This window comes from Streptomyces sp. NPDC104831 (genome assembly GCF_055583025.1).
Genome location: NZ_JBVJOT010000004.1, coordinates 108,630 through 125,214, shown reverse-complemented (window position 1 = coordinate 125,214; position 16,585 = coordinate 108,630). Strand labels below are relative to the sequence as shown.

Below are 16,585 nucleotides of genomic sequence, written 5' to 3'. Positions count from 1 at the left end.
CCCTCCGCTTTCCTGTGTGTCACTGAGGGGGTGAGACCACGGTAGGAAGGGAGGAGGACGGGCGACAAGCGCGGAAAGCTGCGTGGATGCGCAGCATCGCTGCGTTCTCACCGGGGCGCACGCACGACTCCTGCGCGCCCGGGGCACGACTCCGCACGCCCGGCCGGACGGCGTACGGCGTCCGCGCGCCCCGCGCGGTCACTCGGGGGCCGCGTGCGTGGCGCCCGCCTCCGGGCTCTCCGGGAGCAGGTGGGAGAGCACCATCACGCTGATCGTCTTGCGGATGAACGGCTCCGCGCGGATCCGCTCCAGCACCTCCTCGAAGTGCTCCACGTCCCGGGCCCGCACGTGCAGCAGCGCGTCGGCGCCGCCGGTCACCGTCATGGCCGCCACGATCTCCGGATGGTTGCGGACCACCTCCGCCAGGCGCCGGGGCGGGGCCGCGCCCTCGCAGTACACCTCGACGTACGCCTCGGTGCGCCAGCCCAGCGCGGCCGGCCTGACCGTGGCCGTGAACCCGGTGATCACCCCGGTCTCGCGCAGCCGGTCCACGCGCCGCTTGACCGCCGTCGCGGACAGCCCCACGTCCGCGCCGATCTCCGCGAAACTGGTCCGGGCGTTCGCCATGAGCGCCGTGACGATCCGGCGGTCCAGCTCGTCGAACGCGGGCGTCCTGCTGTTCATGCGGGCACTGTAGCCAGCTCCCGCGGGCCGTGGCTCAGGACCGGGCGACGACCGCGGCGAGGGTCAGCAGACCCAGCACCACCCAGCCGAACCACAGCCAGCCGTTGCTGCCGAGCGTGACCGTGTAGGCGGTCACCAGCACCAGCGTGCCGGCCGTGAGAGCCCCCATCGTCTTGCTGGAACCGTTCGTGGAACCGGGCATCGCGACACCCTCCTCGTGGTCCGTCCCCGACCCATGGTGCCCCCATTCCCGCCCCGGCGGGATACGGCGACGGGCCGGAGCCCGCTCGGCTCCGGCCCGCGAAGGACACCCCGCTCAGCCCTTGCGGGCGCTCAGCGAGGCCAGATAGGCGTTGTACGCCTCCAGCTCCTTGTCGCCGTCCCGGTCGGCGGCCCGGTCCTGCCGCTTGGCCTGCCGCTGCTCGGAGCGGTACCACTGGAACAGCAGCGCGATCAGCACCAGTACCGAGGGGACCTCGCTGAACGCCCAGGCGATGCCGCCCGCCGAGCTCTGGTCGGACAGCGCGTCGATGCCGAGCGAGGCCGGCGGGTGCTCGAAGGTGCTCACCATCGGCGTCGACGCCATCATCAGCGCGATACCGAAGAACGCGTGGAACGGCATGCCCGCGAACAGCTCCAGCATCCGCATCAGATGACCCGGCCGGTGCGGACCGGGGTCCACGCCGATGATGGGCCAGAAGAACACCACACCGACCGCGAGGAAGTGCACCATCATCGCGATGTGCCCGGTCTTCGAGCCCATCAGGAAGTCGAACAGCGGGGTGAAGTACAGGGCGTACAGGCTCGCGATGAACAGCGGGATGGTGAACGCGGGGTGGGTGATCACCCGCATGTACCGGCTGTGCAGCAGCATCAGCAGCAGCTCGCGCGGCCCCTTGCGGCCCTTGCCGGCGGCCGGCAGCGCGCGCAGCGCCAGCGTCACCGGGGCGCCGAGCAGGATCAGGATCGGCGACAGCATGCTGATCACCATGTGCTGCACCATGTGCACGCTGAACATGACCATGCCGTAGTCGTTCAGCTTGGTGCACATCACCAGCGCGATGGTGAGCACGCCGACGACGTAGGAGACGGTACGGCTCAGCGGCCACGCGTCCCCGCGCCGCCGCAGCCGGGCGACGCCCCAGCCGTACAGGGCCAGCCCGGCCACGCAGGCGACGAGGAAGAACGGCTCCGCCGACCACTCGAGCCCTCGCCCCAGCGTGAACGGCGGCAGATCCATCGTCATGCCGTGCCCGCTGTGATCCATCCGCCGGCTCCTGTTTCGTGGGGGTTGTGCGAGTTGTCCGCCCCAAGAGTAGAACCGCCCCCGGTCGCGACCGCGACCGGGGGCAGGTTGTTCTCCTGTGAACTACAGGACGCACTCCGCCTCGGCGTACCGCTCCACCGGAACCGTCTTCAGCGTCTCCACGGCCTCGGCCAGCGGCACCATGACGATGTCGGTCCCGCGCAGCGCGGTCATCGCGCCGAACTCGCCCCGGTGCACCGCCTCCACCGCGTGCCACCCGAACCGCGTGGCCAGCACCCTGTCGTACGCCGTGGGCGTGCCGCCCCGCTGCACGTGCCCGAGGATCACCGGCCGGGCCTCCTTGCCGAGCCGGTGCTCCAGCTCGACCGACAGCTGCCGGGCGATGCCCGCGAAGCGCTCGTGGCCGTAGACGTCCGTGCCGCCCTCGTCGAACTCCATGGTGCCGGGGCGCGGCTTGGCGCCCTCGGCGGCGACCACGATGGCGAACCGCTTGCCCGCCGCGAACCGCTCGCCGACCTTCCGGGTCAGCTCCTCGATGTCGAAGGGCCGCTCGGGCACGACGACGGCGTGGGCGCCGGCCGCCATCCCGGAGTGCAGCGCGATCCAGCCGGTGTGCCGGCCCATGACCTCCACGATGAGCACCCGCTGATGGGACTCGGCGGTGGTCTTCAGCCGGTCCAGGGCCTCGGTCGCCACCGTCACCGCGGTGTCGAAACCGAAGGTGACATCGGTGACGGCGATGTCGTTGTCGATGGTCTTGGGCACGCCCACGATGGGCAGCCCGTTGTCCGAGAGCAGCCGGGCCGCCTTCAGGGTGCCCTCGCCGCCGATCGGGATGATCGCGTCCAGACCCAGTTCCGCGACGTGGCCGCGGGCCCGCTCCACCCCGTCGCGCAGATGCTCCGGGCGGACCCGGGAGGAGCCGAGAATGGTGCCGCCGCGGGCCAGGATGCCGGACACGGCGTCGAGGTCGAGCTTTCGGTAGTCGCACTCCAGGAGGCCCTTCCAGCCGTCCCGGAAACCGATGACCTCGTCGCCGTGGTCGACGACGGCACGGTGCACGACGGACCGGATGACGGCATTCAGGCCGGGGCAGTCGCCGCCGGACGTGAGGACACCAATGCGCATAGCCCGAATTACCTTCTCAACGTGGGCCGGGTGAACCGGACCACGTTGTCCGGCGGATTCCCGGCCACCCTACCGGCGCGAGGGGGTCACTCCACAGCGGGCGTCCGCCTGCTGGACGCGCCCGCACATGTGAGCGGACGAGCCGTCAGGCGGGCCCGCCGGGAGTCTGCCGGACCACGCCGGCATCCCGGTGGAGGGACGGTCGCGCGGGCTGCCGTACCGTCCCTTTCCGGCCGGTCAGGCGGGCTGCTGTGCCGCCGCGATGCGTTCGTTGCGCAGCGCCTCGTACCAGCGGTCGTCGATCGGCGGCAGCGCGTTGACGTCGAGCGCCAGCTTCAGCAGCAGGTCGGCGATGAGCGGGTTGCGGGCGAGGACCGGCCCGTGCATGTACGTGCCGAAGACGGTCCCGTTGTACGCGCCCTCCGTGCCGTCCCCGGTGCCGTTGCCCTTGCCGATCTTCACCTGGGCGAACGGGCGGGCGGTGGGGCCGAGGTGGGTGACGCCCTGGTGGTTCTCGAAGCCGGTGAGCGGGGGCAGTCCGAGCTGCGGGTCGATGTCCCCGAGGACGTCGCCGACGCACCGCTCGCCCTCGCCGCGCACCGACACCACGTCGAGCAGGCCGAGGCCCGGCTCGCGCTGGCCGAGGTCGTTGATGAACTCGTGGCCGAGGATCTGGTAGCCGGCGCACACCGAGAAGACGATCGCGCCGTTCTCCACCGCGCGGTGCAGGTGCCCGTCCCGGCGCAGCCGCTCCGCCGCGAGCCGCTGCGGACGGTCCTCGCCGCCGCCGATCAGGTAGATGTCGCCGGAGGTCGGGATCGGCTGGTCGCTGCGCACGTCGAGCCGGGCCACGTCCAGGCCGCGCTGCCGGGCCCGGCGCTCCACGACGAGGGCGTTGCCCTGGTCGCCGTAGGTGCTCAGCAGGTCCGGGTAGATCCACACCAGCCGCAGTTGGTTGTCGCTCATGAGGTTGGTCGCCCCTTCGAAGATCAGTTGCCGACGCGGCGGCGCAGGTCCTGGAACGCGGTGTAGTTCGCGATGACCTCGATCCGGCCCGGCGGGCACATCTGCACGGCCTGGTCGAGGTTGTCGCAGACCTGGAAGTGCTGGTTCGCGACCTCCAGGCGGACGGCGAGGTCCAGCTTCCGGTCGCCGATGACGAAGATCGGGTGGCCGGTCAGCCGGGTGTAGTCGACGTCCCACAGCCAGGAGGTGTCGGTGCCGTCGGCCCCGCGGGCGTTCACCGACAGGATCACCGGCGCCGGCGGCGGGTCGATCAGGGAGAAGGTCTCCAGCCAGCCGGCCGGGTTCTTGGCCAGCAGCAGCCTGAGGTCCCGGTTCTGGAACTGCACCACGTCGTACCGGCCGGCCACCGCCTGCACCTGGTACATCCGCTCCAGGGCGACCTGCGGCGGCACCCCGAAGACGGCGGCGACGGCCGCGGAGGACGTGGCGTTGGCCTTGTTGGCGCGGCCCGGCAGCTGGAGGTGGATCGGCCAGGCGGACCCGTGCGGGTCCAGCACGTGGTCGCCGGACAGCGCCCAGGTCGGCGTGGGCCGGCGGAAGCCGCACTCGCCGCAGAACCAGTCGTCACCGGGACGCTGCATCACGCCGCCGCACGACGGGCAGGACCAGGCGTCGTCCTTCCACATCTGCCCGGCCGCGACCCAGACCACGTTCGGGGAGGAGGAGGCGGCCCAGACCACCAGCGGGTCGTCGCAGTTGGCGACGACGACCGCCTTGGACCCGGCCAGGCCCTCGCGCCAGTTCTCGGCGAGCATGCGGGTCTCGGCGGCGCGGTCCAGCTGGTCCCGGGAGAGGTTCAGCAGGGCGATGCACTTGGGATCGGTGTCCCGGGCCACACCGGCCAGGTACTTCTCGTCGACCTCGATGACGCCGAACTTCGCGTCCGAGCCGCCCGCGAGCGCGGAGGTGATGCCGGCCGGCATGTTGGCGCCGAGCGCGTTGGACACGACCGGGCCCGCGGCGCGCAGCGCCTCGGCGATCAGCCGGGTGGTCGTGGTCTTGCCGTTGGTCGCCGACACCAGGACGACGTCCAGGTTCTGGGCGAGCCGCCCGAGCAGGTCGGGGTCGAGTTTCAGCGCGACCCGGCCACCGATCACCGACCCGCTGCCGCGCCCCGCGGCGCGCGATGCCGCAGCGACCGCCTTGCCCGCGGTCACGGCCAGCTTGGCCCGCGGCGAGAGCGGGTCCGAGTTGCCTGCCATCAGTTCTCGATCCTCCTTGCGTACGCGCCGCGCCTGGGGCCATCCGGCAGCGTGGTGAGACCCTCAGCCTATCGAGATCCGTTCGCACACCCGAATCCCGGCCCACATCCTCGCGCGGCGGGCATGAGCTGAACGAACCGTACCCTTGCCGCCATGCGACACGGTTCCATTCCGGGCGCCCGCGGGCGCGTCCGGCCCCTCACCCTGCTCGGCGACGCGCCGCTGCGCGAGCCCTGCCGGGACGTCACCGACTTCGGCCCCGCCCTCGCGGACCTCGTGGAGGACCTGTTCGCCACGATGTACGCGGCCGGCGGGGTCGGGCTGGCGGCGAACCAAGTGGGCGTGCCCCTGCGGGTGTTCGTCTACGACTGCCCCGACGACGAGGACGTGCGCCACCTCGGCCACGTGGTGAACCCACGGCTGGTGGAGGCGGACGGTGTGGTGGTCCGGGGGCCGGAGGGCTGCCTCTCGCTGCCGGGCCTGGAGGCGGGCACCGAGCGCTACGACCACGCGGTGGTCGAGGGCCGGACGGTGACCGGGGAGCCGGTCACCGTGCACGGCACCGGCTTCTTCGCCCGGTGCCTGCAGCACGAGTGCGACCACCTGGAGGGCGGGACCTACGCCGACCGCCTGACGGGATGGCGTCACCGGAGGCTGATGCGGCAGATCTCCCGCGCCCCGTGGCACCGGGGGAGCGGCACGGACCGCTAGCGCACCCGGCCGGGGCCGGGCGGGCGGGTGTCAGAAGCCGGGACCGCCCAGCCGGTCCCCGGCGGCGGCCAGGCGCCCCCACAGCAGGTCGGCGAGGGAGCGCACCAGGTCGGCGCGGGAGCAGGGGCGTTCCCCCAGCCACCAGTCGCCGGCCGCGTGCATCATCCCGACGATCCCGTGGCCCCACACCCGGGCCAGCCGCTGGCTCTCCGGGCCGAGGTCCACGCGCTCCTCGATGACCTGGGCCAGCTCCTCGCCCATCCGCCGCAGCAGCGGCACGGAGTGCTTGCCGACGTCGAAGCCCTGCTCGCCACCGGTGCCGCCCTCGGCCGGATGCATCAGGAACCGGTACACCTGGGGCCGCGCCTCGATCGCGGCGAGATAGGTGTCCAGGGTGGACTCGACCCGCTCGCGCCGCCCGGCCGGCGCGTCCAGCGCCGCCCGCAGCGAGGACAGCAGGGCGTCGGTGTGCCGCTTGGCCAAGGCCGCGTAAAGACCGCCCTTGTCGCCGAAGTGCCGGTAGAGGATCGGCTTGGTGATCCCCGCCTCCGCCGCGATCGAGTTCATCGACGCCTGCGGGCCGTCGCGCAGCACCACCCGGTCGGCGGCCTCCAGCAGCTCGCGCCGGCGGCGGTCGGCGGACCGCTGCTGCTCGGTCCGCTGTGTGGTGTCCATGTGCTCTCCCCACCCGTGCTGATTCGGTGACGCCTGCGCAAACTAACACTGACCGCGCCCGCGGCATCGAACGGGAGGCCGAGCGGTCCTCGGCGGTTGACATTCCTACCGGCCGGTAACAGACTCTCGTTACCGTTAGTAACACCGTACCGCCGCTGGAGGGGACATGGCCGAGTTCACCATGGAGCTGAACGAGGAGCAGAAGGAAGTCCGGGACTGGCTCCATGGCTTCGCCGAGGACGTGATCCGCCCGGCGGCGGCCGAGTGGGACGAGCGCGAGGAGACGCCCTGGCCGGTCATCCAGGAGGCCGCCAAGGTCGGCATCTACTCCCTCGACTTCTACGCGCAGCAGTACTTCGACCCCACCGGCCTCGGCATCCCCATGGCGATGGAGGAGCTGTTCTGGGGCGACGCGGGCATCGCCCTGTCCATCGTGGGCACCGGCCTCGCCGCCGTCGGCGTCCTCGCCAACGGCACCGACGAGCAGATCGGCACCTGGATCCCGCAGATGTACGGCGACCAGAACGACGTCAAGGTCGCCGCGTTCTGCTCCTCCGAACCCGACGCCGGCTCCGACGTGGCCTCCATGCGCACCCGGGCCGTGTACGACGAGGCCAAGGACGAGTGGGTGATCAACGGCACGAAGACCTGGGCGACCAACGGCGGCATCGCGGGCGTCCACGTGGTCGTCGCCGTCGTCGACCCGGAGCTGGGCTCCAAGGGCCACGCCTCCTTCATCGTCCCGCCCGGCACGCCCGGCCTGTCCCAGGGGCAGAAGTTCAAGAAGCACGGCATCCGCGCCTCGCACACCGCCGAGGTCGTCCTCGACGACGTCCGGGTGCCCGGCTCCTGCCTGCTCGGCGGCAAGGAGAAGCTGGACGAGCGGCTGGCCCGCGCCCGGGAGAGGGCGAAGGCGGGGGGCGAGCGGGTGAAGAACGCGGCGATGGCCACGTTCGAGGCGTCGCGGCCGGCCGTCGGCGCCATGGCCGTGGGCACCGCCCGCGCCGCCTACGAGGTCGCCCTCGACTACGCGAAGACGCGCGAGCAGTTCGGCCGGCCGATCATCGACAACCAGGGCGTGGCCTTCCAACTCGCGGACATGCGGACCCGGATCGACGCGGCGCGGCTGCTGGTGTGGCGGGCCTCCTGGATGGCGGTCAACGGCAAGCCGTTCACCGCCGCCGAGGGCTCCATGTCCAAGCTGTTCGCGAGCGAGACCGCGAAGCAGGTGACCGCGCAGGCCGTCCAGATCCTCGGCGGCAACGGGTACACGCGGGAGTACCCGGTGGAGCGGATGCACCGGGACGCCGCGATCTACACCATCTTCGAGGGGACGAGCGAGATCCAGCGGCTGGTCATCGCGCGCACGCTGTCCGGCATGCCGATCCGGTAGGGCCGGGGCGGAGCCGCCCGCCGCGTACGGCTCCGCCTCCTCACCGGTGCTTCAACGGTGTGAGCTGCTCGATGTCGTACTTCGCCCGCAGCGCCTCGATCGCCTCCTGGTCCGGCGGGCCCCCGTCGGCCAGGATCTCCAGGAGTTCCTCGAAGTAGCGTTCGTGGTCGGGCGGGGGAGAGGCCTGGAAGAACATCTTCGCCGGGGTGTCCGTGGGATTGGCGAAGGCGTGGGGACAGCCCGGTGGTACGACGATGACCGTGCCCGGTGTCGCGCGCACCACCTGGTTGCCCGAACGCGACTGCCACTTCTGCCAGTTGTCGGGGGTGCGGATGCGCGGCTCGAAGGCGAGGACGTCCAGCTCGCCCTCCAGGACGTAGAACAACTCCTCGCTGCGCGTGTGCACATGGGCGCCCACGTCGAAGCCGGGCGGGACCTCCACCTCGAAGGTGGAGGCCATCCGCGAGTGGGTGCCGGTGACCTTGAACGTCACCCGCTGGGCCGGGGTCTGGACGACACGGCCGTGCCCCGGTGGCACGTACAGTCCCTCGATCTCGGTCATGAGCGGCTCACCACGTCACCGGAAGGGCTTCGGGACCCCGGATCAACGCGCCCTTCCTGAACGGCACTTGATCCGGTGGTACGGCCAGTCTGAGGCCCGGTACCCGGTCCAGCAGGGCGTCGGCCAGCAGCTCCTCCTCCAGCCGGGCCAGGATGCCGCCGGGGCAGTAGTGCGGGCCGGAGCCGAAGGCCACGTGCGGGTTGGGGCTGCGCGAGACGTCGATGGCGTCCGGGTCGGGGAAGACCTCCGGGTCGCGGTTGGCCGCCACGTAGGAGACGTAGACCGGGTCGCCGGCGCGGATGCGGACGCCGCCGATCTCCACCTCCTCCAGGGCGATGCGGGACAGCCCGACCGCGTTGCGGTGCGGGATGTAGCGCAGGAGTTCGTCGATCGCCCGCGGCCGGAGTTCCGGCTCCGCGCGCAGCCGCTCCAGCAGCCGGGGACGGGTCAGCAGCAGGTAGAAGAGCTGCCCGCTGTTGCCGGTGACCGCCTCGCCGCCGATCTGGAGGAGGACGGCGAGGCCGACGGCCTGGTCCCGGGTGATCTCCTCGCGGCCCACCGCGGCGCCCAGCAGCGAGGTGACGTCCTCGCCGGCGCCGTGCCCGCGCCGCCCGATCAGCTCGGCGAAGTACGCGGCCATCTCCCGCTTGGCCCGCTCGCTGATCCGCTTGCCGTGCGAGGCGGAGAGGATCAGCCCGGTCCAGGTGTGCACGGCGTGCCGGTCGGCGGCCGGGACGCCCATCAGTTCGCAGATCACCGCGATCGGGAACGGGCCGAGCACCGCGCTGGTGAGGTCCGCGGGCGGACCGCCCCGCAGCAGCTCGTCGACCAGCTCGTCCAGCTGGGCACGCGCCTTGTCCCGGACCCGTTCCACGCCCTTGGCGGTGAAAGCGGCGGCCACCGAGCGGCGCAGCCGGGTGTGTTCGGGCGGATCGAGGAAGCCGACCGCGCCCGGTTCGGGGATGAAGTGCGGGGCGAGCCGGGTGACCTGCTTGGCCATGACCGCCTCCCGGCTGAAGCGGGGGTCGTTCGTCACCCGGCGCACGTCCTCGTACCGGGTGACCAGCCAGGCCCAGCCCTCGCCGTGCGGCAGCTGGACCCGGGTGACCGGGCCCTCCGCCATCAGGTCGGCGAGCACCGGGTCGAAGTCGGTCCCGGGCAGGTCCAGCGCCGGCCAGTGCCGCACCGGCGGCAGGGTCTCGGGCAGCGCCGGCGCGGTCACCGCCCGGCCCCGTCCCCGTCGGCCCAGCGGCCGACCGTCATCTCCGCGGTGATGCCGGGGCCGAACCCGGCGAGCAGCCCCCGCGCCCGGTCCTCGGCGCCGCCCTCGTCGAACAGCCGGCGCAGGGCGTCGAGGACGACGGCGCTGGCGATGTTGCCGTACTCGGTGAGCGTGGCCCGGCTGAACCGGAACGCGTGCGGGTCGACCTCCAGGAACTTGCTCAGGTCGTCGAGTATGCGCGGACCGCCCGCGTGGATGATGTAGAAGTCCAGGTCGGACGCGTCCCAGCCGTGGGTGCCGGCCAGGTCCCGCAGGGCCGGGGCGAGCGGCTCCATGGTCGTCGGCACCCGCTTGTCCAGCAGGAAGTGGAAGCCGGTCGCCCGCACGTCGTAGGCGATCCAGTCCTCCGTCTTCGGGATCAGGTAGGAGCCGTTGCGCTCCAGGCGGACGCCCCGGCCGCCGCGCCCGCGGACGACGGCGGCGGCGATGCCGTCGCCGAACAGCCCGTTGGAGAGCAGCGAACCGACGCCGAGGTCGGTGGGCTGGTAGCACAGCGAGCAGAACTCGCAGGCCACGATGAGTGCGTTGGCGTGCGGGTAGGCCGAGCAGAAGTCGTGCGCCCGGTTGATCGCCGCGCCGCCGGCCGCGCAGCCGAGCTGGGCGATCGGGAGCTGGCGGGTGGTGCTGTCGAAGTCCATCTCGTTGATCAGCCACGCCGTGAGCGAGGGCATCATGAAGCCCGTGCACGACACGTAGATGATCACGTCGATGTCGCCGGTGAGCACTTCCGCGTCGTCCAGCGCGCGCTGGATCACCGCGGGGACCCGGGCCTTGGCCTCGGCCTCGTAGAGCTTGTTGCGCTCCTCGAAGCCCGGGTGCTTGAGGGTCTCCTCGATGGGCTGGACGATGTGCCGCGTCTTGACGCCGGTGTTCTCGATCAGCCTGAGGGCCAGTGGCAGTTGTGGGTGGTCGGCGTGGCGGGAGCGCGCCAGCTCCAGCGTCTCCTCCATCGTGATCACGTACTCCGGGACCGACACCGAGGGCTTGCACAAGGTCGCCATGAACCGTCCCTGCTTTCCGCGTTCCGGAGGGTTTTCGCCCGCCGGTCAGAAGGTGGGTTCGCGCCTGTGGGCGCTCCCCATACCGTCACCCGGGAGAGCGATGGATCTCGCGTTGGATTACTCCGAACCGGGGACGCGGGGTCCGGCCCGTCGGGGCGATTCATGCCCCCGGACGAGGGAAAACGGCAGGACAGCCGTTATCTCCGGGGCGACGGCGGCGGTTCGTCCGCCCGCCGCCGGGTACCCGGTGAGCGCGGCGGGGACGGCCTACTGCGCCCCGCTGCTGTGCGCGATGCACGCGACGTCGATCCGGTCGGCCAGCTTGGCCAGCTCGATGGTCAGCGCGGCCACGGTGTCCTCGTCGAGCGCCTGCTCGCCGGCCTCGACCAGGTGCAGCCACCGCGCGCCCACGGTCCGCAACAACTTACTCACGTCGGCCGCGGAGACCTGCAGGGCCCCGCGGTCGTCGACGATCAGAGGCAGGGTCACTTCGCGGTTCACAGAACGTGATGGTAGTCGCGCGGCCCTCAGGCACCCTGCCAAACCGTGGTGATGTTGCAGAACTCCCGGATTCCGTGCCCGGACAGCTCACGCCCGTACCCCGAGCGCTTCACCCCGCCGAACGGGAACGCCGGATGGGAGGCGGTCATGCCGTTGACGTACACCGAACCGGCCTCCAGGTCCCGGGCGAACCGCTCGACCTCGCCCTCGTCCCGTGTCCACACGTTGGAACTCAGGCCGAAGGGGGAGTCGTTGGCGATGAGCACGGCCTCGTCCACGTCGTCCGCCCGGTACAGCGTGGCGACCGGTCCGAACGCCTCCTCGCGGTGGACGCGCATCTCCCGCGTGATGCCGGCGAGCACGGTCGGCGGGTAGAACCAGCCGGGCCCGTCCGGGCGCTCGCCGCCGCACAGCACCCGCGCGCCACCGCGCCGGGCGTCGTCGACCAGCTCCTCCAGGTCGTCGCGGCCCCGCTCGCTGGCCAGCGGCCCGACCTCGGTCTCCTCCGCCAGCGGGTCGCCGACCCGCAGGGCCCGCATGCCCGCGACGAGCTTCTCGGCGAAGGCGTCGTGGACGTCGGTGTGCACGATGAACCGCTTGGCGGCGATGCAGGACTGCCCGTTGTTCTGCACGCGCGCGGTCACCGCGACCTCGGCCGCGCGGTCGAGGTCGGCGGAGGGCATCACGATGTACGGGTCGCTGCCGCCCAGCTCCAGCACCGTCTTCTTGATCATCTCGCCGGCGGTGGAGGCGACCGCCCGGCCCGCCGGTTCGCTGCCGGTCAGGGTCGCCGCCCTGACCCGTTCGTCGCGCAGGACGTCGTCCACCGCGCCGGAGCCGATCAGCAGTGTCTGGAAGCAGCCCTCGGCGAAGCCCGCCCGGTGGAACAGGTCCTCCAGGTACAGGGCCGTCTGCGGCACGTTGGAGGCGTGCTTGAGCAGGCCCACGTTGCCGGCCATCAGGGCGGGCGCCGCGAACCGGATCACCTGCCACAGCGGGAAGTTCCACGGCATCACGGCGAGCACCGGGCCGAGCGGGCGGTAGCGCACCCGCACCCGGGAGGCGCCCGAGTCGCGCACGTCCGCCTCGGCGGGCTCCTCGTCGGCCAGCAGCCGTTCGGCGTGCTCGGCGTACCAGCGCATGGCCTTGGCGCACTTCGCCGCCTCCGCGCGGGCCTGCCGGACGGGCTTGCCCATCTCGGTGGTGACGACCCGGCCGATCTCCCGCTGGTCCGCGTCGAGCAGATCGGCGGCCTGGTGCAGCAGCCGGGCGCGCTCGGCGAACGAGGTCGTCCGGTACGTCCGGAACGTGGCCTCGGCCAGCTCCAGCCGGCGTTCCAGCTCGTCCTCGTCCATGGGCTCGTACGTCTTGAGCGTCTCGCCGTTCGCCGGGTTCACCGTAGCGATGGGCATGACCGACCTCCCTGGGAGCGGGCTTGTCTCGACCTTCGCGCGCGGCCCGGCAGGCCGCAACGCGACAGGTCCTCGGGTCAGGCCGAGTGCTCCGCCAGCCGGTCGAGAAACGCGGCCTGCGCCGTGACGATCACCGCACGGGCCCGGTCCGGCGCGAACCACGCCACCCGGTCCAGCTCCGGGAACTCCTGCCGCCGTCCGGAGCGCGGCGGCCACTCCATCGTGAAGGTCCCCGGGTCGATCGTGTCCGGGTCGAGGTCCGCCTCCACCGCCCAGGCCGTGACGATCTTGCCGTTGCGCTGCACCACCTCGCCCAGCGGTACGGCCTCCCCGTCCGGCGGCGCCACGCCCAGCTCCTCCCGGAACTCCCGCCGGGCCGCCTCCCAGGCCGGCTCGGCGGGGTCGTACTCGCCCTTCGGCACGGTCCAGGCGCCCGCGTCCTTCTTCGCCCACAGCGGGCCGCCCATATGGCCGAGCAACACCTCAAGCCCCTGGTCCGTGTGCCGGAACAACAGCAGTCCCGCGCTGCGCCTCGCCGTCCGCACCGTCACGGTCCGACCTCCGGATGGGCTGCCAGCAGGGCTTCCACCGTATCGGCCTCCTCGGGGCGCTTGTCCTCGCGATAGCGGATCACGCGGGCGAAGCGGAGGGTGACACCGGCCGGGTAGCGGGTGGAGCGCTGGAGGCCGTCGTAGGCGATCTCCACGACGAGCTCGGGGCGCACCCGCACCACCCGCCCGTCGTCCTCGACCGCCAGCTCCCCCAGCCGCCCGGTCTGCCAGGCGAGCATCGCGTCCGTCATGCCCTTGAAGGTCTTGCCGAGCATCGCGAAGCCGCCGTCCTGGGTGCGGGCGCCGAGGTGGAGGTTGGACAGCCGGCCGGTGCGCCGGCCGTGGCCCCACTCGGCGGCCAGCACCACCAGGTCCAGGGTGTGCACGGGCTTGACCTTCAGCCAGGAGGCGCCGCGCCGACCCGCGCTGTAGGGCGCGTCGAGCCCCTTGACCACCACGCCCTCGTGGCCCCGGGCCAGGGTGTCGGCGAGGAACCGTTCCGCCTCCGGGATGTCCCCGGGCCCGGAGACGAGCGTGCGGCGCACCCGCATCGGCTCGGGCACCAGCCCGGCCAGCTCGGCGTGCCGCTCGGCGAACGGCAGGTCCAGCAGATCGCGGCCGTCCACCGCGAGGGCGTCGAAGAAGACGGGGGAGACCGGGACCTCCCCGGCCGCCCGCGCCACGTCCGTGCGCGAGCCGACCCGGCCCGCGGTCTCCTGGAAGGACCGGGGCCGCCCGGCCGCGTCGAAGGAGATCACCTCCCCGTCCAGGATGAACCGCTCGCCCGGCAACGCCAGCGCGGCGGCGGTGACCTCGGGCAGCCGGCCGGTGATGTCGTCCAGGGTGCGGGTGTGGATCCGCACCCGGCCGCCGTCCCGGTGCACCTGGACCCGGATGCCGTCCAGCTTCTCCTCCACCGCGCAGGCGCCCAGCTTCTCCACCGCCTCCGCGACCGACGACGCGCTGTGCGCCAGCATCGGCAGCACCGGGCGCCCCACGGTGAGCCGGAACCGCTCCAGCGCCGCTGGCCCCTCGCCGAGCAGCGCCCCGGCCACCGTCTGGAGCGAGCCCGCGAGCATCACGGCCCGCCGTACGTCCGCCGGGTCCGCTCCGGTCGCCCGGGCCAGCCCCTCGACGGCCACCGCGTCCAGGGCGCCCTGGCGGACCTCGCCGGTGAGCAGGCCGAGCAGGAAGCGCTGCTCCGCCTCGGTGGCCGCGCCCATCAGCTCGCCGACGATCCGGGCCCGCTCCGCCTGGGCGCCGGGCCCGGCCACCGCGCCCAGCTCGCCGAGCCGGGCGTCGACCTCGCGCACGGTGAGCGTCGGCTCGGCGGCCGGCGGCACCGGGCGGCCCAGCACCTTCCAGCCGACCCCGAGCCGGCCCTGTGGCAGCCGTCCGGCCAGATAGGGGATGACGATCGGCGCGTCCTCCGCCCCGGCCTCCCGGAACAACTCCGCGAGCAGCGCGGTCTTGCGGGACCGCGCCGCCGTCGCGGCGACCTCCCGGGACACCTCGGCCAGCCGGGTCAGCAGCATGTCCCCAGAGTGCACCGGAGGCGCCCCGTCTACACCCCCGCGGCCGCGTCGAGGTCGGCCATCAGCAGTTCCGCGTTGATCGCCGCGCCCGCCCGGTAACCGAGGCCGGCCGCGTTGACCACCTGCTCGGCGAAGCCGCTCGCGTTGCCCGCCGCCCACAGCCCGGGCACGCTCGTCAGACCCCGTTCGTCGATCACCGGGTAGCTGCCGAACGGGGTCTCGCGCATGTCCGCGCCCAGCCTGACCAGCAGGTCGTTGTTCGGGACGGCGCGCGGGGCGACGTACAGCACCGCGCGGTCGTGCACGGTGCCTCCCCCACAGGCGCCCCCGGCCAGCCGGACCCCGGTGAGCCGGTCGTCGGCGACCACCAGCCCCGCCACCTCGCCGGGCACCACCGCGACCCCGGCGGCGGCCAGCCGGCGCAGGTCCCGGTCGGTCAGCTCGGCCTCGTCCACCCGGTGCAGGAAGAGCCGCACGTCCTTCGACCACCGGGTGACCAGCAGCGCCTGGTGCACGCTCAGCGGTGAGGTGGCGAGGACCCCGGTCGGCCGGTCGCGCACCTCCCAGCCGTGGCAGTACGGGCAGTGCAGCACGTCCCGGCCGAACCGCTCGGCCAGGCCCGGCAGCGGCGGCAGCTCGTCCGTCAGGCCGGTGGCGATCACCAGCTGCCGGGCCCGTACGGCCCGGCCCCCGGCGAGGGCGAGGGTGAAGTCCCCGTCCCCCGTCGCGTCGACCACCCGGTCCCGGACCAGCTCCACCCCGTAGCGGGCGATCTCCGCGCGCCCCACCGCCAGGAACTCGGCCGGGGACATGCCGTCCCGGGAGAGGTAGCCCTGCAGGTGCGCGGACGGCGCGTTGCGGGGCTCGCCCGCGTCGACCACCAGGGTGCGGCGCCGGGACCGGCCCAGCACCAGCGCGGCGGACAGCCCGGCCGCCCCGCCGCCGACGACGACCACTTCGTACTTCTCGGTCATGGTGACCACCTCCGCCCCGACCGTCGCCCCGACGGTGCCGCATTGACAAACGGCTTTGCCGAATCTGCAATAAGGGCATGAGTACCGACGACGTTCTCGCCGAGGTCGGCCCCCGGCTGCGGCGGCTCCGCAAGGACCGGGAGGTGACCCTGGCGGCGCTGTCCGAGGCCACCGGCATCTCCGTCAGCACCCTCTCCCGGCTGGAGTCCGGCCTGCGCCGGCCCAGCCTGGAGCTGCTGCTGCCCATCGCCCAGGCCCACCAGGTCCCGCTGGACGAACTGGTCGGCGCGCCCCCGGTCGGCGACCCCCGGGTGCGGGCCCGGCCGATCACGCGGCACGGGCGCACCCTGTATCCGCTGACCCGGCAGCCGGGCGGGCTCCAGGCCTACAAGGTGGTCGAGCCCCAGCGCGGCGCCGAGCCCGATCCCCGCACCCACGAGGGCTACGAATGGCTGTACGTGCTGTCGGGGCGGCTGCGCCTGGTGCTCGGACAGCACGACGTGGTGCTCTCGCCGGGGGAGGCGGCCGAGTTCGACACCCGCGTGCCGCACTGGTTCGGGCCCGCGGGGGACGGGCCGGTGGAGTTCCTGAGCCTGTTCGGGCCGCAGGGCGAGCGGATGCACGTACGGGCGCGGCCGGCCCGCTCGTGACGCGCGCCGGGTGCCCGGAGTCCCGTCGCCT

Annotated in this window: 18 protein-coding genes; 3 read left to right on the top strand and 15 right to left on the bottom strand. The window is 72.8% G+C overall.

The window, feature by feature from the left end; genetic code table 11:
• Window positions 1-198: 198 nt before the first annotated feature.
• The 6 genes from ACZ63H_RS04340 to ACZ63H_RS04315 form a co-directional block, all read right to left on the bottom strand.
• Window positions 199-684, bottom strand: coding sequence for an Lrp/AsnC family transcriptional regulator (locus ACZ63H_RS04340; RefSeq protein ID WP_469862019.1), 486 nt, complete (start codon window positions 682-684; stop codon window positions 199-201).
• 34 nt (window positions 685-718) lie between these two features.
• A complete protein-coding gene (locus tag ACZ63H_RS04335) occupies window positions 719-886 on the bottom strand; it encodes a hypothetical protein (RefSeq protein ID WP_469862017.1) in 168 nt (55 codons plus the stop codon).
• 114 nt (window positions 887-1,000) lie between these two features.
• Entirely contained in the window at window positions 1,001-1,951 is a 951-nt protein-coding gene (locus ACZ63H_RS04330; RefSeq protein WP_469862015.1) for a cytochrome c oxidase assembly protein, read from the bottom strand.
• Window positions 1,952-2,053: 102 nt separating this feature from the next.
• The gene (locus ACZ63H_RS04325) at window positions 2,054-3,079 is read right to left on the bottom strand and encodes a 6-phosphofructokinase (protein ID WP_469862013.1); all 1,026 of its coding nucleotides are present in this window, start codon (window positions 3,077-3,079) and stop codon (window positions 2,054-2,056) included.
• A 237-nt stretch (window positions 3,080-3,316) separates the two neighbouring features.
• Window positions 3,317-4,045, bottom strand: a complete 729-nt coding sequence (locus ACZ63H_RS04320) for a type 1 glutamine amidotransferase (RefSeq protein ID WP_467934757.1) — start codon at window positions 4,043-4,045, stop codon at window positions 3,317-3,319.
• 23 nt (window positions 4,046-4,068) lie between these two features.
• Complete coding sequence (locus tag ACZ63H_RS04315; RefSeq protein ID WP_469862011.1) at window positions 4,069-5,307, bottom strand: MurT ligase domain-containing protein; 1,239 nt, start codon at window positions 5,305-5,307, stop codon at window positions 4,069-4,071.
• Window positions 5,308-5,460: 153 nt separating this feature from the next.
• On the opposite strand from ACZ63H_RS04315, the gene def reads away from it, so the two are divergent.
• Window positions 5,461-6,018: a peptide deformylase gene (def, locus tag ACZ63H_RS04310; protein ID WP_467934754.1), complete on the top strand. Its 558-nt coding sequence runs from the start codon at window positions 5,461-5,463 to the stop codon at window positions 6,016-6,018.
• 30 nt (window positions 6,019-6,048) lie between these two features.
• Here def and ACZ63H_RS04305 read toward each other — a convergent pair whose 3' ends face one another.
• A complete protein-coding gene (locus tag ACZ63H_RS04305; RefSeq protein WP_469862009.1) occupies window positions 6,049-6,693 on the bottom strand; it encodes a TetR/AcrR family transcriptional regulator in 645 nt (214 codons plus the stop codon).
• Window positions 6,694-6,859: 166 nt separating this feature from the next.
• Here ACZ63H_RS04305 and ACZ63H_RS04300 point away from each other — a divergent pair, with 166 nt between their 5' ends.
• Window positions 6,860-8,086, top strand: coding sequence for an acyl-CoA dehydrogenase family protein (locus tag ACZ63H_RS04300; RefSeq protein ID WP_469862007.1), 1,227 nt, complete (start codon window positions 6,860-6,862; stop codon window positions 8,084-8,086).
• 40 nt (window positions 8,087-8,126) lie between these two features.
• On the opposite strand, the gene ACZ63H_RS04295 is transcribed toward ACZ63H_RS04300, so the two are convergent.
• The 8 genes from ACZ63H_RS04295 to ACZ63H_RS04260 all read right to left on the bottom strand — a co-directional run bounded on the left by ACZ63H_RS04295 (window position 8,127) and on the right by ACZ63H_RS04260 (window position 15,904).
• Window positions 8,127-8,648: a cupin domain-containing protein gene (locus tag ACZ63H_RS04295; protein ID WP_469862005.1), complete on the bottom strand. Its 522-nt coding sequence runs from the start codon at window positions 8,646-8,648 to the stop codon at window positions 8,127-8,129.
• A gap of 7 nt (window positions 8,649-8,655) precedes the next feature.
• Window positions 8,656-9,870 carry a cytochrome P450 gene (locus tag ACZ63H_RS04290; RefSeq protein WP_469862001.1) on the bottom strand — a complete coding sequence of 405 codons (1,215 nt, stop codon included), beginning with the start codon at window positions 9,868-9,870 and terminating at the stop codon, window positions 8,656-8,658.
• On the bottom strand, window positions 9,867-10,931 hold the full coding sequence (locus tag ACZ63H_RS04285; protein ID WP_469861999.1) for a type III polyketide synthase: 1,065 nt from the start codon (window positions 10,929-10,931) through the stop codon (window positions 9,867-9,869). The genes ACZ63H_RS04290 and ACZ63H_RS04285 overlap by 4 nt, the downstream gene beginning before the upstream one ends.
• 267 nt (window positions 10,932-11,198) lie before the next feature.
• Complete coding sequence (locus ACZ63H_RS04280; RefSeq protein WP_358693759.1) at window positions 11,199-11,432, bottom strand: DUF6213 family protein; 234 nt, start codon at window positions 11,430-11,432, stop codon at window positions 11,199-11,201.
• A gap of 26 nt (window positions 11,433-11,458) precedes the next feature.
• The gene (locus ACZ63H_RS04275; RefSeq protein WP_469861997.1) at window positions 11,459-12,844 is read right to left on the bottom strand and encodes an NADP-dependent succinic semialdehyde dehydrogenase; all 1,386 of its coding nucleotides are present in this window, start codon (window positions 12,842-12,844) and stop codon (window positions 11,459-11,461) included.
• 77 nt (window positions 12,845-12,921) lie between these two features.
• Entirely contained in the window at window positions 12,922-13,395 is a 474-nt protein-coding gene (locus tag ACZ63H_RS04270) for an NUDIX hydrolase (protein ID WP_469861995.1), read from the bottom strand.
• Complete coding sequence (locus ACZ63H_RS04265; protein WP_469861993.1) at window positions 13,392-14,930, bottom strand: ATP-dependent DNA ligase; 1,539 nt, start codon at window positions 14,928-14,930, stop codon at window positions 13,392-13,394. Before ACZ63H_RS04265 ends, ACZ63H_RS04270 begins: the two co-directional genes overlap by 4 nt.
• A 29-nt stretch (window positions 14,931-14,959) precedes the next feature.
• Window positions 14,960-15,904, bottom strand: coding sequence for an NAD(P)/FAD-dependent oxidoreductase (locus ACZ63H_RS04260; protein WP_469861991.1), 945 nt, complete (start codon window positions 15,902-15,904; stop codon window positions 14,960-14,962).
• Window positions 15,905-15,981: 77 nt separating this feature from the next.
• On the opposite strand from ACZ63H_RS04260, the gene ACZ63H_RS04255 reads away from it, so the two are divergent.
• On the top strand, window positions 15,982-16,554 hold the full coding sequence (locus ACZ63H_RS04255) for a helix-turn-helix domain-containing protein (RefSeq protein WP_469861989.1): 573 nt from the start codon (window positions 15,982-15,984) through the stop codon (window positions 16,552-16,554).
• The last annotated feature ends 31 nt before the right edge of the window (window positions 16,555-16,585 follow it).

Excerpts from the sequence above, each read along its gene's own strand:
- ACZ63H_RS04320 (WP_467934757.1), bottom strand. The coding sequence starts at position 4,045 with ATGAGCGACAACCAACTGCGGCTGGTGTGGATCTACCCGGACCTGCTG.
- ACZ63H_RS04340 (WP_469862019.1), bottom strand. The coding sequence starts at position 684 with ATGAACAGCAGGACGCCCGCGTTCGACGAGCTGGACCGCCGGATCGTC.
- ACZ63H_RS04295 (WP_469862005.1), bottom strand. The coding sequence starts at position 8,648 with ATGACCGAGATCGAGGGACTGTACGTGCCACCGGGGCACGGCCGTGTC.
- ACZ63H_RS04260 (WP_469861991.1), bottom strand. The coding sequence starts at position 15,904 with ATGACCGAGAAGTACGAAGTGGTCGTCGTCGGCGGCGGGGCGGCCGGG.
- ACZ63H_RS04305 (WP_469862009.1), bottom strand. The coding sequence starts at position 6,693 with ATGGACACCACACAGCGGACCGAGCAGCAGCGGTCCGCCGACCGCCGC.
- ACZ63H_RS04275 (WP_469861997.1), bottom strand. The coding sequence starts at position 12,844 with ATGCCCATCGCTACGGTGAACCCGGCGAACGGCGAGACGCTCAAGACG.
- ACZ63H_RS04335 (WP_469862017.1), bottom strand. The coding sequence starts at position 886 with ATGCCCGGTTCCACGAACGGTTCCAGCAAGACGATGGGGGCTCTCACG.
- ACZ63H_RS04315 (WP_469862011.1), bottom strand. The coding sequence starts at position 5,307 with ATGGCAGGCAACTCGGACCCGCTCTCGCCGCGGGCCAAGCTGGCCGTG.
- ACZ63H_RS04325 (WP_469862013.1), bottom strand. The coding sequence starts at position 3,079 with ATGCGCATTGGTGTCCTCACGTCCGGCGGCGACTGCCCCGGCCTGAAT.
- ACZ63H_RS04265 (WP_469861993.1), bottom strand. The coding sequence starts at position 14,930 with ATGCTGCTGACCCGGCTGGCCGAGGTGTCCCGGGAGGTCGCCGCGACG.
- ACZ63H_RS04255 (WP_469861989.1), top strand. The coding sequence starts at position 15,982 with ATGAGTACCGACGACGTTCTCGCCGAGGTCGGCCCCCGGCTGCGGCGG.
- ACZ63H_RS04330 (WP_469862015.1), bottom strand. The coding sequence starts at position 1,951 with ATGGATCACAGCGGGCACGGCATGACGATGGATCTGCCGCCGTTCACG.
- ACZ63H_RS04300 (WP_469862007.1), top strand. The coding sequence starts at position 6,860 with ATGGCCGAGTTCACCATGGAGCTGAACGAGGAGCAGAAGGAAGTCCGG.
- def (WP_467934754.1), top strand. The coding sequence starts at position 5,461 with ATGCGACACGGTTCCATTCCGGGCGCCCGCGGGCGCGTCCGGCCCCTC.
- ACZ63H_RS04285 (WP_469861999.1), bottom strand. The coding sequence starts at position 10,931 with ATGGCGACCTTGTGCAAGCCCTCGGTGTCGGTCCCGGAGTACGTGATC.